The following is a 20,641-nucleotide window of genomic DNA, read 5'->3' as shown; positions in this document are numbered from 1 at the left end:
GGAATAATAGCTATTATTTTTTGTTTTTGTAGTAGTTGTAATCACAATATTCAAGTGATTTTGGATCTACATAACTTAAGTGGTGACTAGAGAACGTCATGCGTCCAACTACACCAGGTTTAATAATTTCGTTGTATTTCTGTTCTGTTAACTTATCAGCAGTTTGTTGTACTTCTTTAACCCACTTGTCATATTTCTCTTTAGTTTTCGCTTCAACTTCGAACTCCATGTGAGTGAATCCTTCACCAGAGAAGTTCGCACTACGACCTAGGTAAGAACCTGGTTTATCAGCTTGTAAATAAAGATCCATAATCATGCCATCCATTGTGTACTTCATACCACCAAGTTCTGGTACCCAGAAAGCATTCATTGGGCCGACAGAAGTCAGTTTGAATTGAATTGGTACACCAGCTGGGATGTTTAAATAGTTAACGGTTTCAATTTTTTCCTCTGGGTAACTGAATAACCATTTCCAGTTTGCAGATGTAACATAAATTTCAACTGGTTTAATATGTTTGGACTCTTTCGGAACCTCTTCCGAAGCATAAGTTGCTTTTACTGTTGGAATCGATAATGCGATAACGATAATAACAGGAACAAGCGTCCAAATAATTTCTAGTAATGTGTTACCGTGTTGTTCAGGTGGCTCATAGTCCATATTCTCTGGTTTTTCACGATAACGAATCAAGATGACTGTAAACAGAATGAATACAATTGCGATAATTAATGACATAAGCAAGAATGACCAAACAATTAAATCATACTGTGCTTTTGCAACAGGTCCTTGCGGATTTAATACTGCGAGTTTTTTATCACAGCCACCGAGGAACAGAAGTAATGATAACGGAAGAAGCGAAGCCAACTTCCAAAACGCTTTCTTTAGTTGCACGATTGAAAATCTCCTTTCTCCTTGGATTGAAACTATGCCAATAAAACAATATAAACCTATTAATTTATAGAAGGCAATAGTTTTTGATATATTGTTAAAAAATAGACACAAATGCACACTTTTTAAGGTGAATATCATTTGTAACTTGATTACATTGTAAACTATTTTCCAGAGAAAAACGTGATTGTGAAAATTTTAAGATAAATAAAGTTATACCAGGATATCCAAGAAATAGAAAAAAGCTATCTTATCATAAGAAAGATAGCTGAATATTTTGTATATTTAGTTTATTTCTTGTGTGACAGTTCGTGGCTGTTCAAGTTTGACAATTTTTTTATATTTAACTTGGTATAAAATGTAACAAATAATCATGAATGGAATGCCACAATAAAGAGCAATTCTTTGATCTGGAATGAAAGCCAAACTAACAAATGTAATGAAATTGAGCGAGAACGCTACGATTGGAACTAGTGGATAGAGCGGTGTACGATATTTTAAATCATTTATGTCGCCACCATTTTTCACGAAATTTCTACGGAAGAAAAACTGTGAAGCGGCGATTGACATCCACACGACAACAGCAGCCATCGCTGCAATAGATGTTAAAACTAGAAAGACAGTATCTGCCGCAAATATACTTGTTAATAAGGAAAGGCTAGCGAAAATTAGGCTGAAAATTAATGCATTTAGCGGTACACCTTTTTTAGTTAATTTCGTAAATGCTGGACTTGCCATTCCTTGTTTTGCCATCGCCCACAGCATACGAGAATTTGCGTATAGACCAGAGTTAGCAACGGATAATACAGCTGTAATAATAACAAAGTTCATAATGTCTGCTGCATATGGGACACCAGCTACATCAAATACAAGTACAAAGGGACTTTCGACTAGATTAGCCTCTTGCCACGGGAGTAAACCTACAACAACTGATATCGCTAAGACGAAGAAGAAGAGAGTTCGCCAAATTGTATTTTTGATTGCTTTTGGAATTGTTTTTTCAGGATTTTCACTTTCTCCTGAAGCGATTCCGATTAATTCTGTTCCTTGGAAGGAGTAATTTACTGTAATCATCGTAAGAAGAACAGCTAATGCACCGTTTGGAAATAGCCCGCCATTTTCAGTGAAATTATGAAGCATTGGAGCTGGCTTTCCATTAAAGTCTAGTAGACCGAACATAACAGCGCCACCAAGTACGATGAAAATAACAATTGTTGCGACTTTTACACTTGCGAACCAAAACTCTGCTTCTGCATATGCTTTTGCTGATAAAGCGTTTACGAGAAAGAGCGCTGCTGCAAATGTAACGCACCAAATCCATGAAGAAACGTCTGGAAACCAGCGTTTCATTAAAATACTTACAGTTGTTAACTCTACGCCAACTGTAACAGCCCAATTTAGCCAATACATCCAACCGACAACAAATCCAAAACCAGGTGAAATGAATTTGCTTGCATAGCTTTGGAATGAACCTGCTTCTGGCATAGCAACGGATAATTCACCAAGACATAACATCGTTAAATACATAACAAATCCACCGACTAAAAATGCAAGAATAGCACCACCAGGTCCGGCATTATGGACAATTTGACCAGATCCCATAAATAGCCCGGTTCCGATAACACCGCCGAGTGCAATCATAAATAGGTGTCTACTTTTCATTGTTCGTTTTAAATCTGTTTGTTCAATTTGTTGATTCATATGCCCCTCACCCCGTATTTTCTTGAATGTGTGAACTTCGTTTTATTCTGAGTTTTTAATCATTAGTGGGGGATGCAACACACACTCGGTTTATTTACTATGAAATGAATGGAGTATGTAAAAAAACGAACTATGACTAAATACTCTAAGAATGTTTGTTAACATGGTGATATCTTCACCATGTTAACAATTTTGATTTTAGCAAAATATTCTGGAAATGTATATTTATTTTTCTTTTTATTAAAAATAATTAGAATTTTTATAATTAATTCTATGAGCGATAATTCACATGATCTTTCTAGCAAACTAGTAAGAAGAAGGGTACAATGATAAGAGTTGTGTCTGTAAAATAATAATTAATGGAGTTTTGTTTATAATGAAAAAGTTAAAATATCTTTTTGTTTTTGGGATTATACTTGCTGCTGCATTTTTTATAGGAAAAGATAAAATTATGCAAAAGGCGCAAGTTCTACGCTTAGAGTTTCTATCTGAAATGAAAGAAGCAGCTATGATTGAGGATGTTCCGTTTATTAAACAATTACCAGAATTACCTCGAGGATGTGAAGTGACAAGTTTAGCTATGTTGTTGCAATATAAAGGTGTACAAGTAGATAAGATGCAACTTGCTAGCGAAATTCATCGCGTTCCATTTGAACAAAATGGCGTACGGGGAAATCCTTACGAAGGGTTTGTTGGAAATATTTATACAAAGGCAGAGCCTGGATATGGTGTATATAATCAACCGATTTTTAATTTGGCAGAAAAATATATTCCTGAAAAAGTAATTAATTTAACAGGTAGAGACATGCAAGATATATATAAAGTAATTAGTTCTGGTTCACCGGTATGGGTCATTATTAATACGACGTTTAAGCCGCTAGCTGAAAGTAGTTTTGAAACATGGAATACGAGTTCAGGTGAAGTGAAAATTACATATTATGAGCATAGTGCAGTAGTAATTGGATATGATCAAAACTTTGTATATGTAAATGATCCTCTTAAAAATAATCCGCGTTTGGCTGTTCCACGAGCAGAATTTGAGAAAGCTTGGGAGCAAATGGGAAAACAAGCAATTACTATTTTATAATAATGAAAAAGTCATCTTTTGGGTGGCTTTTTCTTTTTGAGTTATTATTACAGAAAATTTAGAAGATTCTTTTAAAAGTTAACAATTCACGTTATAATAACATTTAACTTGGTGAAGAAGGAGTGAAGGGGTATGGATGTTGCAAAGGAATTTGTTTTGTCAAAAAATCAGTTAGTTGAGTGGAGAAGGCATTTTCATAAGTATCCAGAGTTATCTTTTCAAGAAGAAAAAACATCGCAGTTTGTGTTCGATATACTTCGGAAATTCCCATATTTAGAAGTGTCACGGCCGACTAAATATAGTGTGATGGCAAAGTTAGTAGGTAAACATCCGGGCAAAACAGTTGCGGTTCGAGCCGATATGGATGCTCTTCCTATTCATGAAGAAAATGAGTTTGATTTTATTTCTACATATAAAGGTGTAATGCATGCATGTGGTCATGATGGACATATAGCGATATTACTTGGGGTTGTACATAAGTTAGTAGAAGAAAGAGAGAAGATTAAAGGGGAGATTCGTTTTCTATTCCAACATGCTGAAGAAAATTTTCCTGGTGGTGCAGAGGAGATGGTTGCTGCAGGTGTAATGGAAGGTGTGGATTATATTATTGGTGCTCACCTTTGGGCGTCGTTAGAGGTTGGGAAAATAGGTGTTATTTATGGTCCTGCAATGGCTGCACCGGATGTTTTTAAAATTAAGATAGAGGGAAAAGGTGGACATGCTGGAATCCCTCATGAAACGGTGGATAGTATCGCAATCGGAACACAAGTCGTTTCGCAACTTCAGCAAATTGTATCTCGCCTCACGAATCCATTAGATTCGCTCGTAATATCTGTTACGCAATTTCATGCGGGGACAACTCATAATGTAATACCAGAGCAAGCCGAGATTGAAGGGACAGTGAGAAGTTTAAGACATGAATTACGAGGTGAAACAGAGAAGAAGATTGAGCGGATTGTGAAGTATATTACGGAATCTTACGGAGCGAAATATACATTTTCATATGAATATGGATATCGACCAGTTGTAAATGACTATGAAGCTACAGAGCTTATTGAACAAACGGCATTACAACTTTATGGAAGGGATAGAGTTGTTCGTTTACAGCCAACGATGGCTGGAGAAGATTTTTCAGCGTTTTTACAAAAGGCACCGGGGACATTCTTTTTTATCGGAGCAGGAAATAAAGAGAAAGGTATTATATATCCTCACCATCACCCTCGTTTTACGATTGACGAAGATGCATTACCGATTGGAGTGGAAGTCTTTGTATCAGCCATTATGAACTTTATAAGTAAAGGAGAATGAGATGAAGAAAATACACATCCTAGCGCTTATTCCAGTTCTTTGTTTAGTAGTTGGGCCAATATTTGCGAATTCAGTTACTCCTTACGTATTAGGGATGCCCTTTTTATTATTTTGGGTATTATTATCAGTGTTTATTACATCTCTTTGTATGGGGCTTGTGTACGTGTTTGATCCTGCTAATAAGGAGGATGTAAAATGACTGCATTACTTATCATTATTTTATTTTTGTTTCTCGCACTATTTTTAGGGATTCGGGCACAACATGGAAAAGATATGAATTTAGAGCAATGGTCAGTTGGAGGAAGAGGGTTTGGCACTATTTTTGTTTTTCTCCTTATGGCAGGTGAAATTTATACGACGTTTACATTTTTAGGAGGAAGCGGCTGGGCATATAGTAAAGGCGCACCTACCTTTTATATTTTAGGTTATGGTGCTCTAGCTTATCTTTTATCGTATTTTTTATTGCCACCGATTTGGAAGTATGCAAAAGAGCATAACCTTGTTTCGCAGTCGGATTTTTTTGCGAAGAAATACAGAAGTAAGGCGCTTGGACTTATTGTTTCAATTGTTGGTGTTATTTCCATCATCCCATATCTTGTTTTACAGTTAAAGGGACTGGGAATTATCGTTTCAGAAGCGTCTTACGGAAGGGTATCACCTGTTGTTGCGGTTTGGATTGGTGCTATTGTTATAACTATATATGTAATGGTTTCAGGTATACACGGTTCAGCTTGGACGGCTGCTTTGAAGGATATTATGATACTGTTTATCGTTATGTTTTTAGGTATATATTTACCGTATCATTATTATGGAGGATTTCAGCCGATGTTTGAAGCTGTAGAAGCAGCGAAACCAGGATTTTTATCTTTACCTGAAGAAGGAATGAGTATTTCTTGGTTTGTTTCTACTATTATATTAACGGCCCTCGGTTTCTATATGTGGCCTCATACATTTGCTTCTGCTTTTTCTGCAAAAAATGAAAAAGTATTTCGTAAAAATGCAACAATTATGCCATTGTATTCTTTAGTGTTACTTTTCGTATTTTTCGCAGGGTTTGCTGCTATATTGCAAGTTCCTGGGTTAAAGGGAGCGGATGTAGATCTTTCGTTAGTCCGTCTTGCTTTACAAACTTTTGATCCTTGGTTTATTGGGATTATTGGTAGTGCGGGAGTATTAACGGCATTGGTTCCAGGCTCTATGCTTGTTATGGCGGCTTCTACACTGTTAGCAAAAAATATTTATCGAACGATCGTTCCGTCTGCTTCAGATAGACAAGTTGCTAAGATGGCAAAATTATTTGTGCCTGTAGTAACGCTCGTGGCAGTTTTATTTACATTTAAAGGAGGGGAAACAATAGGAGCACTTCTCTTAATGGGGTACAGTATCGTTACGCAACTTTTCCCTGCACTTGTATGTAGCTTGTTTCCGCGCCAAATTGTTACGAAGCAAGGAGCGATTGCAGGAATGGGAGTTGGGCTGTTAGTGGTCGCATATATTACCTTATCTGGCTCAACTATAGCTACGATGTTTCCGAGTTTTCCGCAGTATATAAAAGATTTGAATGTGGGCATAGTCGCATTGTTAATTAATATGATTGTGATGTTTGTAGTTAGTGGATTTACAAAAGGTGTATTTATAAAGAAAAACACTACAATAGTAGAAAAGTAATTCGTTTATTGGAGCTATCTTTGCAAAGAGATAGCTCTTTTTTGTATATATTTTCTTCTATTAGCGGAATCTAACTAAAAACTTGTTGAAAAGGAAGTTAGGTGGGGAAATTGTTAGAGCTTGAAGGTAACTTATTTGAAGTTATGAAAGAAATTAGGGATGAGTTAGGTTCACCTAATGATTTAACAATTAGAGAATTTGTTCTTGCTGGGAGTTTTACACGTTGTGCGGTTGTGTTTTTATGTGGGTTAACAGACAAGGATAATGTTTATAAATATGTAGTTCGTACTCTTCAATATGAAGAAGTGCAAAATGAAGCGGCTGTCGTTCAGACGTTATTGGATCGTTTTATTTCTATTGCGGAAGTGGGTAAGAAGACAACGTTTCCGGATATTATAAATGCGATTTTAGCGGGAGATACAGTTATATTAATTGATAATATTCAAACTGCTATCGTTATTAATAGTAGGGCTTGGGAGAAGAGAAGTTTAGAGCCACCAGTGACAGAAGATTTAATACGCGGACCGAGAGTTGGATTAAATGAAGATATTAATGTGAATAAAATGTTAATCCGACGCAGTTTACGCGATCCAAAGTTGAGGTTCCAATCTTATATTATGGGGAAGCGATCGCAGAAAGAAGTAACCCTAGTATATATAGAAGATATTATTAATCCTCACATTGTAAAAGAGTTAGATCGCCGTCTTCAATCAATAGTGACAGATATTATTTTGGAAACAGGTACGATTGAACAATTAATTCAGGATAATAATTTATCTCCATTTCCACAGTTTTTGAATACAGAGAGGCCAGATAATATTATAGCGTCATTAGCGAAGGGAAAAGCGGCCATTTTAGTAGACGGATCTCCGTTTGCTCTTATTGCACCGCTTGTGTTTGTTGATATTTTTCAATCTGTAGAAGATCATTACGAGCGCTGGGTGATTGGAACGTTACTAAGATTTTTACGTATGGGTTCAGGTATAATCGCGGTTTTGTTACCAGCTATGTATGTAGCACTTGTATCTTATCATCAAGGACTTATTCCTTCTAAACTGGCTTATTCAATTGCAGGTGCGAGGGAAGGTGTTCCGTTCCCAGCATATATTGAAACGTTAATGATGGCCTTGACTATGGAATTAATACGAGAAGCTGGAATCCGATTGCCGAAACCGATGGGACAAACGATAGGGATTGTAGGAGGTCTTGTAATTGGAGAAGCTGCGGTAAATGCAGGGATTGTAAATCCGTTTTTAGTTATTATTATTGCAGTTACTGCGATTGCTACGTTCTCGCTTCCTGTATATAGTATTACGATTACGTTCCGGATTTTACTTTTCGTCTTTGTATTAGCTGCAACTGCTTTTGGGTTGTATGGGATCATTCTAGCTCTGATTGCACTTGCTGTTCATATTACAAATTTAACAAGTGTTGGTATACCGTATACAACTCCAATTGCTCCTGCATTTTATAAAGATTGGAAAGAAGAATTTATTCGCATACCAAAAGCGATGTTGAAAGATAGACCGGAGTACTTACAAACAAAAGATTCTACAATACGTCCAAAGGAGCGAAAATAATTGAAACCATTTGAGTATGGCGATGAAGAGATTGGATCTCGGGAAATTGGGTTTGCGGTATCATCGACCATTATTGGTATAGGGGCATTGTCTATGCCAAGAGATATCGCTAACCAAACTTTATTTTCGGACGGTTGGATTATCTTGCTTTTGGGTGGACTGATTTGCGCAGTTTTAGGCTGGTTTGTGACGAGAGTGGCTATCTTATTTCCAAAACAAAATTTTGTTCAATATACGAGTGCGCATTTGACGAAGCCTGTTGCATACACAATTAGTAGTATTTTAGTATTAACGTTTGCTGCTTTGACAGCGTATGAATCGCGAATGATTTCAGTTATTTCTCAAACGTATTTATTTAGTGATACACCAATACAACTACTGTCTTTTTTCTTCTTATTAGTTGTTATTTATGGAATAGCAGGATCAAGAGCAGCCTTATTAAGGTTAAATGTTTTATTCTTGCCTATTGTTTTAATTGCGATAGTACTTCTTTCTTTATTGAATATAAATTTAATGGAAATAAATAATTTACTACCAGCTTTTCAAACGAAAGTAAGTCAATATGCTGTTGGAGTTAAAAATTCTATTTTTACGTTTATTGGATTTGAAGTAGCTTTATTTTATGCGGTGTTGCTGAATGATAAGACAGCGAAAAAAGCGCCAATGGCAGTCGCGAAAGCGGTGATGGTAAACGTGCTGTCATACATTTTAATTTATGTAACTTGTATTAGCGTTTTTACGTATATGACAACACGTGGATTGACATATCCAACAATTGAATTAGGGAAAGAAATTGAAATTGGTGGAGGATTTTTAGAAAGGTTTGATGCGATTTTTTTTACGACTTGGATTATTACTATTTATAACACTACAGCAATGTATTATGACGTCGCATCTTTATTGTTTTGTGCTATGTTTCCGAAAGTGAAGAAACAAATTTTTATTTTCATAAGTGCCCCTATTATTTTTATGGTGAATATGATACCTAGTAGTTTAAATACTTTATCAAGTTATGGGACTTATTTAGCTTGGATAGATATGGGGTTTGTTGTGTTAGCTCCTTTGCTCGTTTTAATTGTATATAAAATAAAAAGAAGGAATGGTGGAAATGAAACACCTTCTTAAAATTATAATGGTTATGGCTTTAACTGGATTTATGAGTGGGTGTTCTGAGTTAGAAGAGATAGAAGAAAGAGGATTTGTAGTAGGAGCGGCTTACGATATTGTGAAGGAGAAGAAAGCGAATCCAATTATGAAAGGGACCTATCAGATGGTACTCCCCAGTAAATTGTCTCAACAGGGTGGACAAGGGGGTGGGGATAGCGAAAATTATATTAATGTTAGTGCAAAAGCAGATAGTGTATTTGAACAAATAAGAATAATCGCCAAAAAAATTAGTCGTACATTATTTTTCCCTCATATACAGGTGATTATTTTCTCTGAAGAATTACTTTCACATCCATACATTTTACAAAATACGTTAGATGTATATATTCGCGATCATGAGATGAGAAGAAATATTCGTTTGTTCGTTTCTAATAAAAATGCCGAAGCTATTTTAAAACAAAGTGCCAAGCCTGAAAATTTACCGGCGCAGTATATTGATATGTTAGCTGAACACCCTCCGAAAAATGCCCAAATGATTGAGGCTGCAAGAATTGGTGAGGTGCAGGAAAAGATGATCTCTAACCGAAGTTTTGTATTACCTATTCTGGAACTAACAAAACAAGGAGTACAAATGAACGGTGCAGCATTGTTTCGTGGAAAGGATAATAAATGTGTAGGCAATTTGAGTGGGGAAGAAACAGTAGGGATGAATTATATAATAGGCAAAAAAATTGGAGGTTTTTTTACCATCCGTAAAAAGAATCAACTTATTACATATGAAATTCATAAGTTACGTCGAAAAATTAAAGTATCCACAACGAATGCTACAAAACCAAAGTTTGATATTCATTTATCTCTGGAAGGCACATTGGCTGAGTTGCATTTCAGTGATCATAAAAAGGTTTTGAATGAAAAGCGTTTAGAGAAGGATATATCGGAAGAAATGGAGAAGCGTATTCAAAAATCAATTAAACTTGTTCAAAAAAAATATAAGGTAGATGTACTAGAGTTAGGGGAAGTGTATAAGCGACATAATTATAAAGAGTGGAAAAAGGTAAGTAAGAATTGGGATCAAGGCGAAAATTACTTTAGTAATGCTGAAATTACTGTTCACGTTCATCCAACAATTGAACATTCAGGTTCAGCTTTACCGAAAAGAGTGAAATAAGGTGATGAAAGTTGTTTACTGGATTAGGAATTAGTTGCACGATATTAATGGCGGTGCTGCCGGGGGCTATTTATTTCATTCATAAAAAACTCACAACGTATGGAGCACAGCCGTGGAATACTGATGTACAAAAAAAGAAACCTGAATAAATTTCAGGTTTCTTTCGTGCAAAGCATATGTGAAGGGGGATGCCTTCTATGTATGCTTTGCTTTATACAAGCCCTAACCAATGTACCAATTGTGTAGAGAGGAATGTAACAACAATGGCGATAACGGTAGGGATTGCAAACGATAAGAATGTCCATTTTGCACTTTTTGTTTCTTTGTATATATTAACAAGTGTTGTTCCGCACGGGAAATGAAGAAGTGAGAACAACATTGTGTTTAACGCTGTTAACCAAGTCCAACCATTTTCTAGGAATAGATTTTTAATTTGATTAAAATCATCTATTTCAGTTAAAGCCCCAGTTGATAAGTAAGACATTAATAAAATTGGGATTACAATTTCATTAGCGGGTAGTCCAAGAATGAATGCAGCTAGAATAAAGCCGTCAAGTCCTAACATTTTAGCAAATGGATCTAGAAAGTTTACAAAATACATAAGTAAGCTTGTGTCACCAATAAAAATATTAGCAAGTAACCAAGTTAATGCAGCTGCAGGGGCAGCAACAACTATAGCTCGTTTTAAAACGTAGATTGATTTATCGAGTGTTGCGCGAACAATTGTATTCCAAACTTTTGGCTTGCGGTACGGAGGTAACTCCAGTGTGTAGTGAGTTGGAACCCCTTTTAAGGCTGTTTTTGATAGTACCCAAGAAACAGTTAATGTCATAATAACACCAATTACAACCATTCCAACTACAACGCCAGCAGTAACCAATGTTTGCATACTGCCTGTATAACCAGCAGCCATAAATAGTGAAGCCATTAAAATTAACATAGGCCAGCGACCGTTACAAGGAACGAAGTTGTTCGTTAAAATTGCTAGCATACGTTCACGTGGTGATTCAATGATACGTGTTGACATAATGGCTGCTGCATTACAACCAAATCCCATTGCCATTGTTAAAGATTGTTTCCCGTGTGCGCCGGATCGTTTGAATAAGCGGTCCATATTAAACGCGACACGTGGTAAGTATCCGTAGTTTTCTAATAGCGCGAACATAGGGAAAAAGATTGCCATAGGTGGTAACATAACGCTAATAACAGCACCGATACCACGGAACAAACCAAGTATTAAAATGCCATGTAACCATTCAGGTGCATGCGCTGCTTGGAACCAAGATGTTAAATATCCTTCGGCCCATCCGAAGAATTCGGCAATCATATCAGATGGTACGTTAGCGCCTGCAATTGTAAGATAAAAAATAATAGATAAAATACCGAGCATAATTGGAAATCCCCAGATTGGAGATGTGAAAATTTTATCTAGTTTTTCGGAACGATATAATTTATCAGTATTTGTATATTGGACAGATTCTTTACATATGCTTGCAGATGTTCGGTAAATATCTCCGACTATATCATCTCGTATATCTTCTTTTGAAAGTGTTTGTGCATGTTGAATAATATAGTCTAATGGAAGAGCTTTACTGGCTGAGTGAGATTCCATTAATTACGACCTCCCTTACAAGTGGTTCATTATGGTGTTTTTGAAGTGTAGTTAAGAAATTTTTATCTCCATCTAATATACGTAACGCAATCCAACGTGCTGGATACGTATCACCGAACACTTTATAAATTTGTGGTTCTAATTCCTGAATCATATTTTCGATTTTTTCGCTGTAAGTAATTTTAATTGGTGTTGGAATTAGTTTTTTATTTGCTACTTTTGCAATAACATTTAGCAAATGACCAATACCTACTCGGTTACGTGCTGAAATTTTAACGACAGGTACACCAAGTGATTTTGCTAATTTCTTTTCATCGATAACAATCCCTTTTTTCTCGGCTTCATCAATTAAGTTAATGCAAATGACTACATTATTTGTCATCTCCATCACCTGGAGTGCTAAATTTAAATTTCTTTCCATAGCAGTTGCGTCTATGACAACTACAGTTACTTCTGGTTTTTCAAATATAATATAATCCCTCGCTACTTCTTCGTCTGCGGAATTTGAGTATAGTGAGTAAGTTCCAGGTAAATCTATTAATGTATAATTACTTCCGTTATGTTCATATTCTCCTTCAGCTTTTAAAACAGTTTTTCCCGTCCAGTTTCCAGTATGTTGTTTTAAACCTGTTAAAGTATTAAATAATGTACTTTTCCCGGTATTCGGGTTACCAGCTAAAGCAATACGATGTTTGCTCATCTGAAATCATCTCCTATTAATACCCCGAAAATAAGGGAGCTTTCTTCTTTGCGCAGTGCAATAGTTGTGTTGCTCACTTGATAAGCGACCGGATCTCCAAGTGGACTGCGTTGCAATACTTTAATCGTTGCCCCTGGGATAAATCCCAAATCTAATAAACGTCGTTTCATAGTTCCTTCTAATTGTATCTTCTCAATTTGTACAAACTCCCCTGTTTTAAACTCGGAAAGGGGTTTAGTATTAGCCGATACCATAAAAGTTACCTCTTCTCTATATTTTTAGTGTTAGTTTAAAAAGTTTCCTTAGGTAAACTTTTTGTTAGTAATATAGTAGACTACATTGGATGATGCTGTCAATTAGTACTTTAAAAATATTCATTTAATTTTAGAATTGTTCCAATTTATTTAGTTGTACTAAAAAATATTACTGAAATTCTTTTTAATGTGCATAAATTAGGCGTGAAAAAGTTACAAAATACAGCGGAATTGTAAATGTAACTTTAACTAAAAGGGAAAAAGAGAGAAAAACATTTACATTGAATTTACATTGTTAAGAATAAATTTACATTACAGCATAGTTAGTGTGGTTTTTGTTTGCTTCTTTAACTACAAATGTTGGGATTCCTAGCTTTTGAGGATGATTATCGTCATTTACTTAAAATTAAAAATTGCTTAACACTCACATAATATTGTTGTCCTACAATGAATTTGTGTTCGAAAGAAAATGAATTCGAAAAGTGATAATCCAAATGGGGGTACAAGACATGGTTATGAAAAAAGGTATTAAATTTTCTTTAGCAGCTTTAGTGGTAGCAGGAGCATTAGTTGGGTGTGGGAAAGCAGAAGATACAACTAGTAAAGAAACTGCTAAAGGAAGCGATAATACAAAACAAGAATTATCAGGTACGATTGCAGCAGCTGGTTCTACAGCTCTTCTACCTCTTGCGGAGGAAGCTGGAAAGAAATTCATGGAGAAAAATTCAAAAGTTTCTATTCAAGTTCAAGGTGGCGGTAGTGGAACTGGGATTAACCAAGTAGCATCTGGTGCAGTACAAATTGGTAATTCAGATGTTCCGTCTGGAGATAAAATAAAAGATGCTGAAAAGGCGAAAGAATTAGTAGATAACAAGGTAGCGGGTATTGCATTCGCTCTTGTCGTAAATAAAGATGTAAAAGTTGATAACTTAACAGTGCAACAAGTACAAGATATCTTCACTGGAAAAGTAACAAACTGGAAAGAAGTAGGCGGAAAAGATGAAAAAATCAACGTAATTAATCGTCCGGCTTCATCTGGTACACGTGCTACATTTGAAAAAACGATTATGAAAGACGCGAAAATTAATGATGGAACTGGTACAACACAAGATTCTAACGGTGCAGTAGAGCAAGCTATCAATTCTACTCCAGGTTCAGTAAGCTATTTAGCGATGTCTTACATGGTTGGAGATAAAAAAGGTGCACTACAAACAGTGAAAATTGATGGTGCTGAACCGAAAGTTGAAAACATTGCGTCTGGTAAATATCCATTCTGGTCTTACGAGTATATGGTAACAAAAGGTGAAGCGAAAGAAGCAACAAAAGCTTACATCGATTATGTAAAAGGTAAAGACTTTGAAAAGCAAGTAGAAGATATGGGCTACATTCCAATGTCTAAATTAAATAAGTAATAAAGTTTTATGGGGCTGGCTGCAAGGCCAGTCCTGTTCATTTCAATCTGTGAAGTGGGGTCTGTCCTGTGATGAAGGGGAAAAAACAAATTAATTACGTGAAAAGTGAATATATAGGAAGATCACTTGTTACGTTTTGTGGTATTTGTATTGTTTTAATTACATTAGCTATTATTGCGTTTATTTGTGGTAAAGGTATTCAATCTTTTACACAAAGTGGTATCTCATTTACTGAGATGTTAACATCGACAAAATGGAATCCAAATGCTGATCAAGGATCCTTCGGGGCTTTAATTTTCATTGTAGGTTCAACGGTGGTTTCGTTAGGTGCGGTTATTATTAGTGCACCAATTGCTATAGCTCTTGCTATATTCATGAATTTAATTTCGCCAAAGTTTGGAAATAAAGTATTGAAGCCTGTTCTAGAATTGTTAGTTGGTATTCCTTCGGTTGTATACGGATTATTAGGGGTTACGATTTTAGTACCACTATTACGTGATTCGTTTGGGGGAGTAGGCTTTAGTTTAATTGCGGGTATTGTTGTATTAAGTATTATGATTTTACCTACTATTGCTAGTATCGCTTCTGATGCAATACGTTCTGTTCCATTTGATTATTTAGAAGCTTCTTATGGTCTAGGATCAACAAAATGGCAAGCGATTAGCCGAGTGATTGTTCCTGCTGCGAAAAAAGGGATTTTAACAGGTGTTGTTTTAGGCTTAGCGCGTGCTTTCGGTGAAGCGTTAGCGGTTCAGATGGTAATCGGGAATACGATTAAATTACCAGAAGGAATATATAGTCCGACAGCGACGTTAACTGGTATTTTAACAATGGACATGACGAATACATTGAACGGAACTGCTTGGAACAATGCGCTATGGACTTTAGCGATGATTTTACTTGTTATTTCATTCCTGTTTATTTTAGTAATTCGAGCGATTGGGCAAAGAGGTGAGCGATAATAATGAATGCAAGAACGGTAAATAAAGTTTGGACGGGTATCTTTTATGCGGTTGCGGCTTTAGTTGTAGCTTTGCTAGTGTTCTTAGTATTTGAGATTTTACAAAAGGGATGGGGATTTTGGGATCCTAATTTCTTGTTTGGAGAACCAAGCAATACAAGAGCTGGTGGTGGGATTGGTCCGCAGTTATTCAATTCCTTCTACATGCTTGTTATAACGCTTATTATATCTATTCCTCTTGGATTAGGTGCTGGAATATATTTAGCAGAGTACGCAAAACAAGGACGTTTTTTAAATTTTGTTCGTCTATGTATAGAGACGATGGCGTCTTTACCTTCTATTGTTGTTGGTTTATTTGGTTTGTTAGTGTTCGTTACAATGACAGGTTGGGGATACACAGTAATGGGTGGTGCTCTTGCTTTAACTATTTTAAATTTACCAGGTTTAACGCGTGTTTGTGAAAATGCGATTTCAGAAGTTCCTCATAATGTAAAAGAGGCAAGTCTTGGATTAGGTGCAACGAAGTGGCAAACAATCGCTCGTATTATTATCCCATCGTCATTACCACAAATTATTACAGGGATTATTTTAGCGGCGGGTCGTATATTTGGGGAAGCGGCAGCATTAATTTACACAGCGGGTTTAACATCCCCGATTTTAAATTCAGCAGCGGATTTCTCAAGTCCTGCGCATCCTTTAAATCCGTTTAGACCAGCTGAAACATTAGCGGTTCACATTTGGAAGTTAAATTCTGAAGGAGTTATTCCAGATGCGAAGTTGATTGCGACAAAATCTGCAGCTGTATTAATTATTATGGTATTACTATTCAATGTTATTTCACGCTTGATAGCATCTATATTACACAAGCGCTTTACAGGAACGAAAAGAAAAAGTAAAGCAACGAAAAAGGTAAAAGCGGCATAAATTATAAAGAAGAACTCTCTATTTTATAAGTAGGGGGTTCTTTTGTATTTTAATATAGAAGGAATGGATGTAATGATTGTTGAATTTGTGATTAATTATAAAGAAGAACAGATGTAATTTAGAGAGGAGTTTTAATTTGTTTTTTCTGCAAATGTCAGGTTTTCCTGGGTCAGGAAAATCGACAGTTTCTAAGTATATAGCGAAATTAACAGGTGCTGTAATTATAGATCATGATGTTTTGAAATCCGCGTTGTTAAAATCATTAAAAGTAAAAGGAATTGAATCAACGATTGTTGGTGGGCTTGCGTATGATGCCGAATGGGTATTGATTGATTCTTATTTAGAACAAGGGCATAGTGTTATATTGGATAGTCCGTGTTTATATGAGGGAATGGTTGAAAAAGGAATTAAATTATCAACTAAACATGGTGTGAAATATAAATATATTGAGTGTTATCTTAATGATATGGAAGAGATTAATAGGAGACTGCAAACACGTAAGCGTATGATCAGTCAAATTGAAAAGGTGGAGTCGGAAGTAGGTTTTGAAAAGTGGTTAAATGGTAGTCAAAGACCTTTAAATAATGAATACCTTATTGTGGATTCTAGTAAACCTATAGAGCAATATGTGGAAAAAATGATGGATTATATGACTAAGTAGAGAAAAGACGTTATCTTCATTTGTGAAGATAACGTCTTTTGTTTTTAAATATCAGGTGTTTCTGTAGAAGTGCTTATTTTCCTACGGGAGCGTCTTTTTCTCCCGATTTTATCTAATAGTTCATACATAACTGGAACGACTACTAATGTAAGAACAGTCGAGACTGCCAAACCGCCGATGACAACGACGGCTAAACTTTTTGATACCATACTTCCTGCTTGGGATTGGCCAAATAGGAGCGGGAGCATAGCAACGATTGTTGTAATAGCTGTCATAATAATTGGGCGTAGTCTAGTAGAACCTGCTTCAAGTAAGGCTTCTCTAGTTTCCATTCCGTGTTCCCGATTTTGTTGGACTCTTTCTATTAATACAATAGCGTTTGTAACGACAATCCCGATTAACATTAATGCGCCAATCAAGGAATTTACATCAACAGGTGTTCGTGAAATGATTAATCCTAAAATACCACCGACAGCAGCTAACGGTAAGGAGAATAGGATTGCAAAAGGAGCGCGTGCTTGCCCGAAGGTGATAACCATAATTAAATATACAATCCCGATTGCAATCCCCATAATTTTGAATAAATCTGTAAAATTCTCTTGCATAGATTCAGTAGCTCCTGCGATATTTACTTTTGAACCGCTAGGTAAATCTAAGTCAGTTATCGCTTTATTTACTGCTGTGTTTACTTTACTCAAATCTTCATTTGAAGCTTCGGCGGTAATTTGAATTGTTTCTTTTCCGTCTTTATGGAAAATTTCTGTTTGCGTTTGTTTTTCTGAAATAGCTGCGATGTCTTTTAAAGGAATTGGTCCATTAGTAGGTGATAGTATGTTTGTATTTAAAATATCTTCTTGTTTAGTAATGTTTTCCTTTTTATGTTCTATCATAATAGTAGTTTTTTCATTATTAATTGTAATTTCGCCAATAGGTGACTTCTTCATAAGGAATGCTACTTGTTGCGCAGCTATTTCTGGTGTTAAACCTAGTTGTTCAGCCTTTGTTTGATCAATATGAATTTGCCATTCTTTCTTAGAGTCTTCTAAATTCGTTTTTACTTTAGAAAGATCATCCATGCTTTTTAGTTTTGTTTCGACGATAGTAGCCGTCTCTTTTAAATCCGCTTCGTTAGTAGCTGTTACGTTAAATTGTAAGTTGTTGCCGCCGCCAGAGCTTGAATAACTTGTTTTTATATAATCAAGTTCAGCAGGCTCAAAAGTTTTATTTTCCTTTTTTAACTCTTTAATATATTGATCAATATCAGAACCTTTTTTAAAGACTACAAATATACTAGCAAGGTTATTTTTAGTTGTTTGCCCCCATTGTGCATCTTCTTCGCTAGATCCCATTCGTAAAATAACGTCTGTTACATCTGAATTAGAAAGTAATTTCTTTTCGAAATCAAATGCTTTTTGTTTTTGAGCTTCAGCATTATAATCGGCTGGAAATGTCATGTTAATAGATAACATTGTGTCGTCCTCAGATTTTATGTTTGCTTTCGGTAGTAATATATAGGCTGCAATTGATCCTGCAAATAATAAAAATGCAGTAAGTAGAATAATGAATTTATGAGAAAGAGACCACTTTAACGTAGCGACATATCGTGATGAAGAACTTGGCTTTCGATGCTTTGTTTTTTTGAGTAGTAAAAAAGCCATAAGTGGAACGACTGTGAGTGCAACGATTAAGGATGATAGAATAGAATATACAACTGCTAATACCATAGGTAACATTAATTTTCCGATTGCTCCTGATACGAGGCCGATAGGTAAAAAAACAGCGACCGTTGTTAAAGTAGAAGAAGTAATTGCGACGGCGACTTCTTTTGTTGCATCAAGAATAATATTTTTAGAGAAAGAATCTTTTTGTAAACGGCGGAAAATATTCTCGATGACAACGATACTATCATCGACGAGACGTCCAACCGCAACAGCTAAACCACCAAGGGTTAAAATGTTAAGTGTGATGTTAGATTGATGTAGTAAAAAGAGTGTTAATAAAATAGATAATGGAATACTGACAACAGCGATGAGTGTTGTTCGGAAGTTACGTAAAAAGATTAAGATAATTAGAGTTGCAGCGATTGCTCCAAGTATTACTTCTTTTCCCATGCTAGTAACAGCATTTTCAACTTGTTCATGGGTTGAGGCCAAAAGTTTAATGGAAAACTGATTTTTATATTCCTTATTTATCTCTTTAACTTTTTTATCAATCTCTTTTCCAATTGCAACTGCATTTTTGCTCGGTTCTTTCATGATGATTAATCCAGTGCCTTCTTCTCCGTTTATATGTGAGATTGTATCGTAGTGTTGTTTGATTTCGATTTGAGCAATGTCTTGCAATTTCACTTGGGGTACCACAGTGATGTTTTTAATGTCATTTACATTTTTTATGTCCCCAATGATGCGGAGGTTGTATTCTTCCTGATTAACAGTAATTGCCCCAGCTGGAGTAGAAGTTTCTTTTCCTTGTAAAACAGTGAGTACCTGCTGTGATGTTACGTTTTTGTTTTTTAATTGGTTCGGATCAAGTACGATAGATAATTCAGAGGTGGATTTTCCGAAAAACATAACATTAGCAACACCATCAATGTTTTCGAGTTGTGGTACGATTTCTTTTTCAATTTGTTTTTCATCTGCTTTTGAAAACCCGTTTTGTTTCTGGATAGTAATTTGGGCGAGTGGAATCATAGAAGTGTTTAGTTGACTAACTACGGGCTTGGTTACATCTTTAGGTAATTTAATTGTATTGACGGCTTTTTCGACTTCGCGTGCTGCATCTTTCATGTTTGCTTTTGATGTATACGCAATGTCGATACGTGATAATCCCTCGTATGTAGAAGAAGTAATGGTGTCGACGTGTTCTAAATTGCGAAATTGTTTTTCGAGAGGATCAGTTACATCCTTTGTCATCGTTTCAGCGTCGAGTCCTTGAGATAAGGTTGTGACGGTAATTGCTGGATTGTCGATACTTGGTAAAAATTCCATAGGTAATTTAGAGCCGGAATAAACACCGAGTATGGAAATGAGAAAAATCATGATGATAATGGCAGCTCGGTTTTTTAATGAAAACTTTGTTAACCTATCCATAAAATAATTCCTCCATTGGTTTATTTATAGTTGAGTACATCCTTTCTTACTATATAACAAAAAATGGATATTTTTCATTAATTAAATGTAAAAAAATTCTAATAATATTCTTAAGTTTATATTTGCATTGAAATTGTTTAATGTGGATGGGATTTTTTCTTACGGCTAAGTTATATCGTTATTCTATAGAAGGATAATTATTATAAACTTTAATATAGAAGAGAATGAAAACCTGGGAAGGTATTGTGAAATGCAATTTGGTTGAATGAAGTGTAGTAGTATACAATCAGAATAACTATTTTTAGTAGGAAGGATAATAATTCTTTCTATAGAAGAAAGTAGGATAGATAATTTTTTTGTGTTTTTTATAAAAAACACTTGTTATTTAAAAATCATGATGGTATATTAATAAACGTCGCTGATGCGGAAACGCAGAAAACGACAAAAAAGAAATTTAAAAACTTAGTTGACATCGAAAAATGAAGATGTTAATATGATGAAGTCGCTTCTGAAGCGGCGGACA

The 20,641-nt window shown here is 35.5% G+C and carries 18 protein-coding genes; 12 read left to right on the top strand and 6 right to left on the bottom strand.

Going from position 1 to position 20,641, the window contains the following annotated elements; genetic code table 11:
- Positions 1–13: 13 nt before the first annotated feature.
- Both OXT04_RS23650 and OXT04_RS23645 read right to left on the bottom strand, forming a co-directional pair.
- Positions 14–889, bottom strand: a complete 876-nt coding sequence (locus OXT04_RS23650) for a cytochrome aa3 quinol oxidase subunit II (protein WP_001176166.1) — start codon at positions 887–889, stop codon at positions 14–16.
- A gap of 282 nt (positions 890–1,171) precedes the next feature.
- Positions 1,172–2,587 carry an amino acid permease gene (locus tag OXT04_RS23645; protein ID WP_065229767.1) on the bottom strand — a complete coding sequence of 472 codons (1,416 nt, stop codon included), beginning with the start codon at positions 2,585–2,587 and terminating at the stop codon, positions 1,172–1,174.
- Positions 2,588–2,963: 376 nt separating this feature from the next.
- Between OXT04_RS23645 and OXT04_RS23640 the strand changes: the two genes are divergently transcribed.
- From OXT04_RS23640 to OXT04_RS23605, 8 genes are all read left to right on the top strand, one after another.
- Positions 2,964–3,674: a C39 family peptidase gene (locus OXT04_RS23640; RefSeq protein ID WP_267417990.1), complete on the top strand. Its 711-nt coding sequence runs from the start codon at positions 2,964–2,966 to the stop codon at positions 3,672–3,674.
- A 132-nt stretch (positions 3,675–3,806) separates the two neighbouring features.
- Positions 3,807–4,982 (top strand): amidohydrolase, encoded by a 1,176-nt coding sequence (locus tag OXT04_RS23635; RefSeq protein WP_053565221.1) that lies wholly within the window; start codon positions 3,807–3,809, stop codon positions 4,980–4,982.
- 1 nt (position 4,983) lies between these two features.
- Positions 4,984–5,181 carry a DUF3311 domain-containing protein gene (locus OXT04_RS23630; protein WP_000719836.1) on the top strand — a complete coding sequence of 66 codons (198 nt, stop codon included), beginning with the start codon at positions 4,984–4,986 and terminating at the stop codon, positions 5,179–5,181.
- The gene (locus tag OXT04_RS23625; protein WP_000125935.1) at positions 5,178–6,650 is read left to right on the top strand and encodes a sodium:solute symporter family protein; all 1,473 of its coding nucleotides are present in this window, start codon (positions 5,178–5,180) and stop codon (positions 6,648–6,650) included. Before OXT04_RS23630 ends, OXT04_RS23625 begins: the two co-directional genes overlap by 4 nt.
- A 101-nt stretch (positions 6,651–6,751) precedes the next feature.
- A complete protein-coding gene (gene gerLA, locus OXT04_RS23620) occupies positions 6,752–8,230 on the top strand; it encodes a spore germination protein GerLA (RefSeq protein ID WP_267417983.1) in 1,479 nt (492 codons plus the stop codon).
- The gene (gene gerLB / locus OXT04_RS23615) at positions 8,231–9,355 is read left to right on the top strand and encodes a spore germination protein GerLB (RefSeq protein WP_000802008.1); all 1,125 of its coding nucleotides are present in this window, start codon (positions 8,231–8,233) and stop codon (positions 9,353–9,355) included.
- Complete coding sequence (gerLC, locus tag OXT04_RS23610) at positions 9,339–10,505, top strand: spore germination protein GerLC (RefSeq protein WP_000681631.1); 1,167 nt, start codon at positions 9,339–9,341, stop codon at positions 10,503–10,505. Before gerLB ends, gerLC begins: the two co-directional genes overlap by 17 nt.
- 11 nt (positions 10,506–10,516) lie before the next feature.
- Positions 10,517–10,654 carry a hypothetical protein gene (locus tag OXT04_RS23605; RefSeq protein ID WP_000493991.1) on the top strand — a complete coding sequence of 46 codons (138 nt, stop codon included), beginning with the start codon at positions 10,517–10,519 and terminating at the stop codon, positions 10,652–10,654.
- 62 nt (positions 10,655–10,716) lie between these two features.
- Here the strand turns inward: OXT04_RS23605 and OXT04_RS23600 are convergent, their stop codons facing one another.
- The 3 genes from OXT04_RS23600 to OXT04_RS23590 are packed head-to-tail and all read right to left on the bottom strand — an operon-like array spanning position 10,717 to position 13,071.
- Entirely contained in the window at positions 10,717–12,117 is a 1,401-nt protein-coding gene (locus OXT04_RS23600; protein ID WP_000443602.1) for a nucleoside recognition domain-containing protein, read from the bottom strand.
- Positions 12,095–12,817: a FeoB small GTPase domain-containing protein gene (locus OXT04_RS23595; protein ID WP_000033865.1), complete on the bottom strand. Its 723-nt coding sequence runs from the start codon at positions 12,815–12,817 to the stop codon at positions 12,095–12,097. The genes OXT04_RS23600 and OXT04_RS23595 overlap by 23 nt, the downstream gene beginning before the upstream one ends.
- On the bottom strand, positions 12,814–13,071 hold the full coding sequence (locus OXT04_RS23590) for a FeoA family protein (protein ID WP_000252989.1): 258 nt from the start codon (positions 13,069–13,071) through the stop codon (positions 12,814–12,816). Before OXT04_RS23590 ends, OXT04_RS23595 begins: the two co-directional genes overlap by 4 nt.
- 509 nt (positions 13,072–13,580) lie before the next feature.
- Here OXT04_RS23590 and OXT04_RS23585 point away from each other — a divergent pair.
- From OXT04_RS23585 to OXT04_RS23570, 4 genes are all read left to right on the top strand, one after another.
- A complete protein-coding gene (locus OXT04_RS23585; RefSeq protein WP_000245112.1) occupies positions 13,581–14,483 on the top strand; it encodes a phosphate ABC transporter substrate-binding protein PstS family protein in 903 nt (300 codons plus the stop codon).
- A 71-nt stretch (positions 14,484–14,554) separates the two neighbouring features.
- Entirely contained in the window at positions 14,555–15,445 is an 891-nt protein-coding gene (pstC, locus tag OXT04_RS23580; RefSeq protein WP_267418109.1) for a phosphate ABC transporter permease subunit PstC, read from the top strand.
- Positions 15,446–15,447: 2 nt separating this feature from the next.
- Positions 15,448–16,368 carry a phosphate ABC transporter permease PstA gene (gene pstA, locus OXT04_RS23575; RefSeq protein ID WP_000994139.1) on the top strand — a complete coding sequence of 307 codons (921 nt, stop codon included), beginning with the start codon at positions 15,448–15,450 and terminating at the stop codon, positions 16,366–16,368.
- A gap of 136 nt (positions 16,369–16,504) precedes the next feature.
- Positions 16,505–17,029, top strand: coding sequence for a P-loop nucleotide/nucleoside kinase family protein (locus OXT04_RS23570; protein WP_063546482.1), 525 nt, complete (start codon positions 16,505–16,507; stop codon positions 17,027–17,029).
- Positions 17,030–17,073: 44 nt separating this feature from the next.
- On the opposite strand, the gene OXT04_RS23565 is transcribed toward OXT04_RS23570, so the two are convergent.
- Positions 17,074–20,118, bottom strand: a complete 3,045-nt coding sequence (locus OXT04_RS23565; protein ID WP_267417966.1) for an efflux RND transporter permease subunit — start codon at positions 20,116–20,118, stop codon at positions 17,074–17,076.
- Positions 20,119–20,641 lie beyond the last annotated feature (523 nt).

Origin of the sequence: Bacillus sp. GC_Bacil_1 (assembly GCF_026540675.1) — a bacterium.
Lineage (GTDB): Bacteria > Bacillota > Bacilli > Bacillales > Bacillaceae_G > Bacillus_A > Bacillus_A cereus.
The sequence above is the reverse complement of the archived record's forward strand: the minus strand, read 5'-3'. Positions and strand labels throughout refer to the sequence as shown.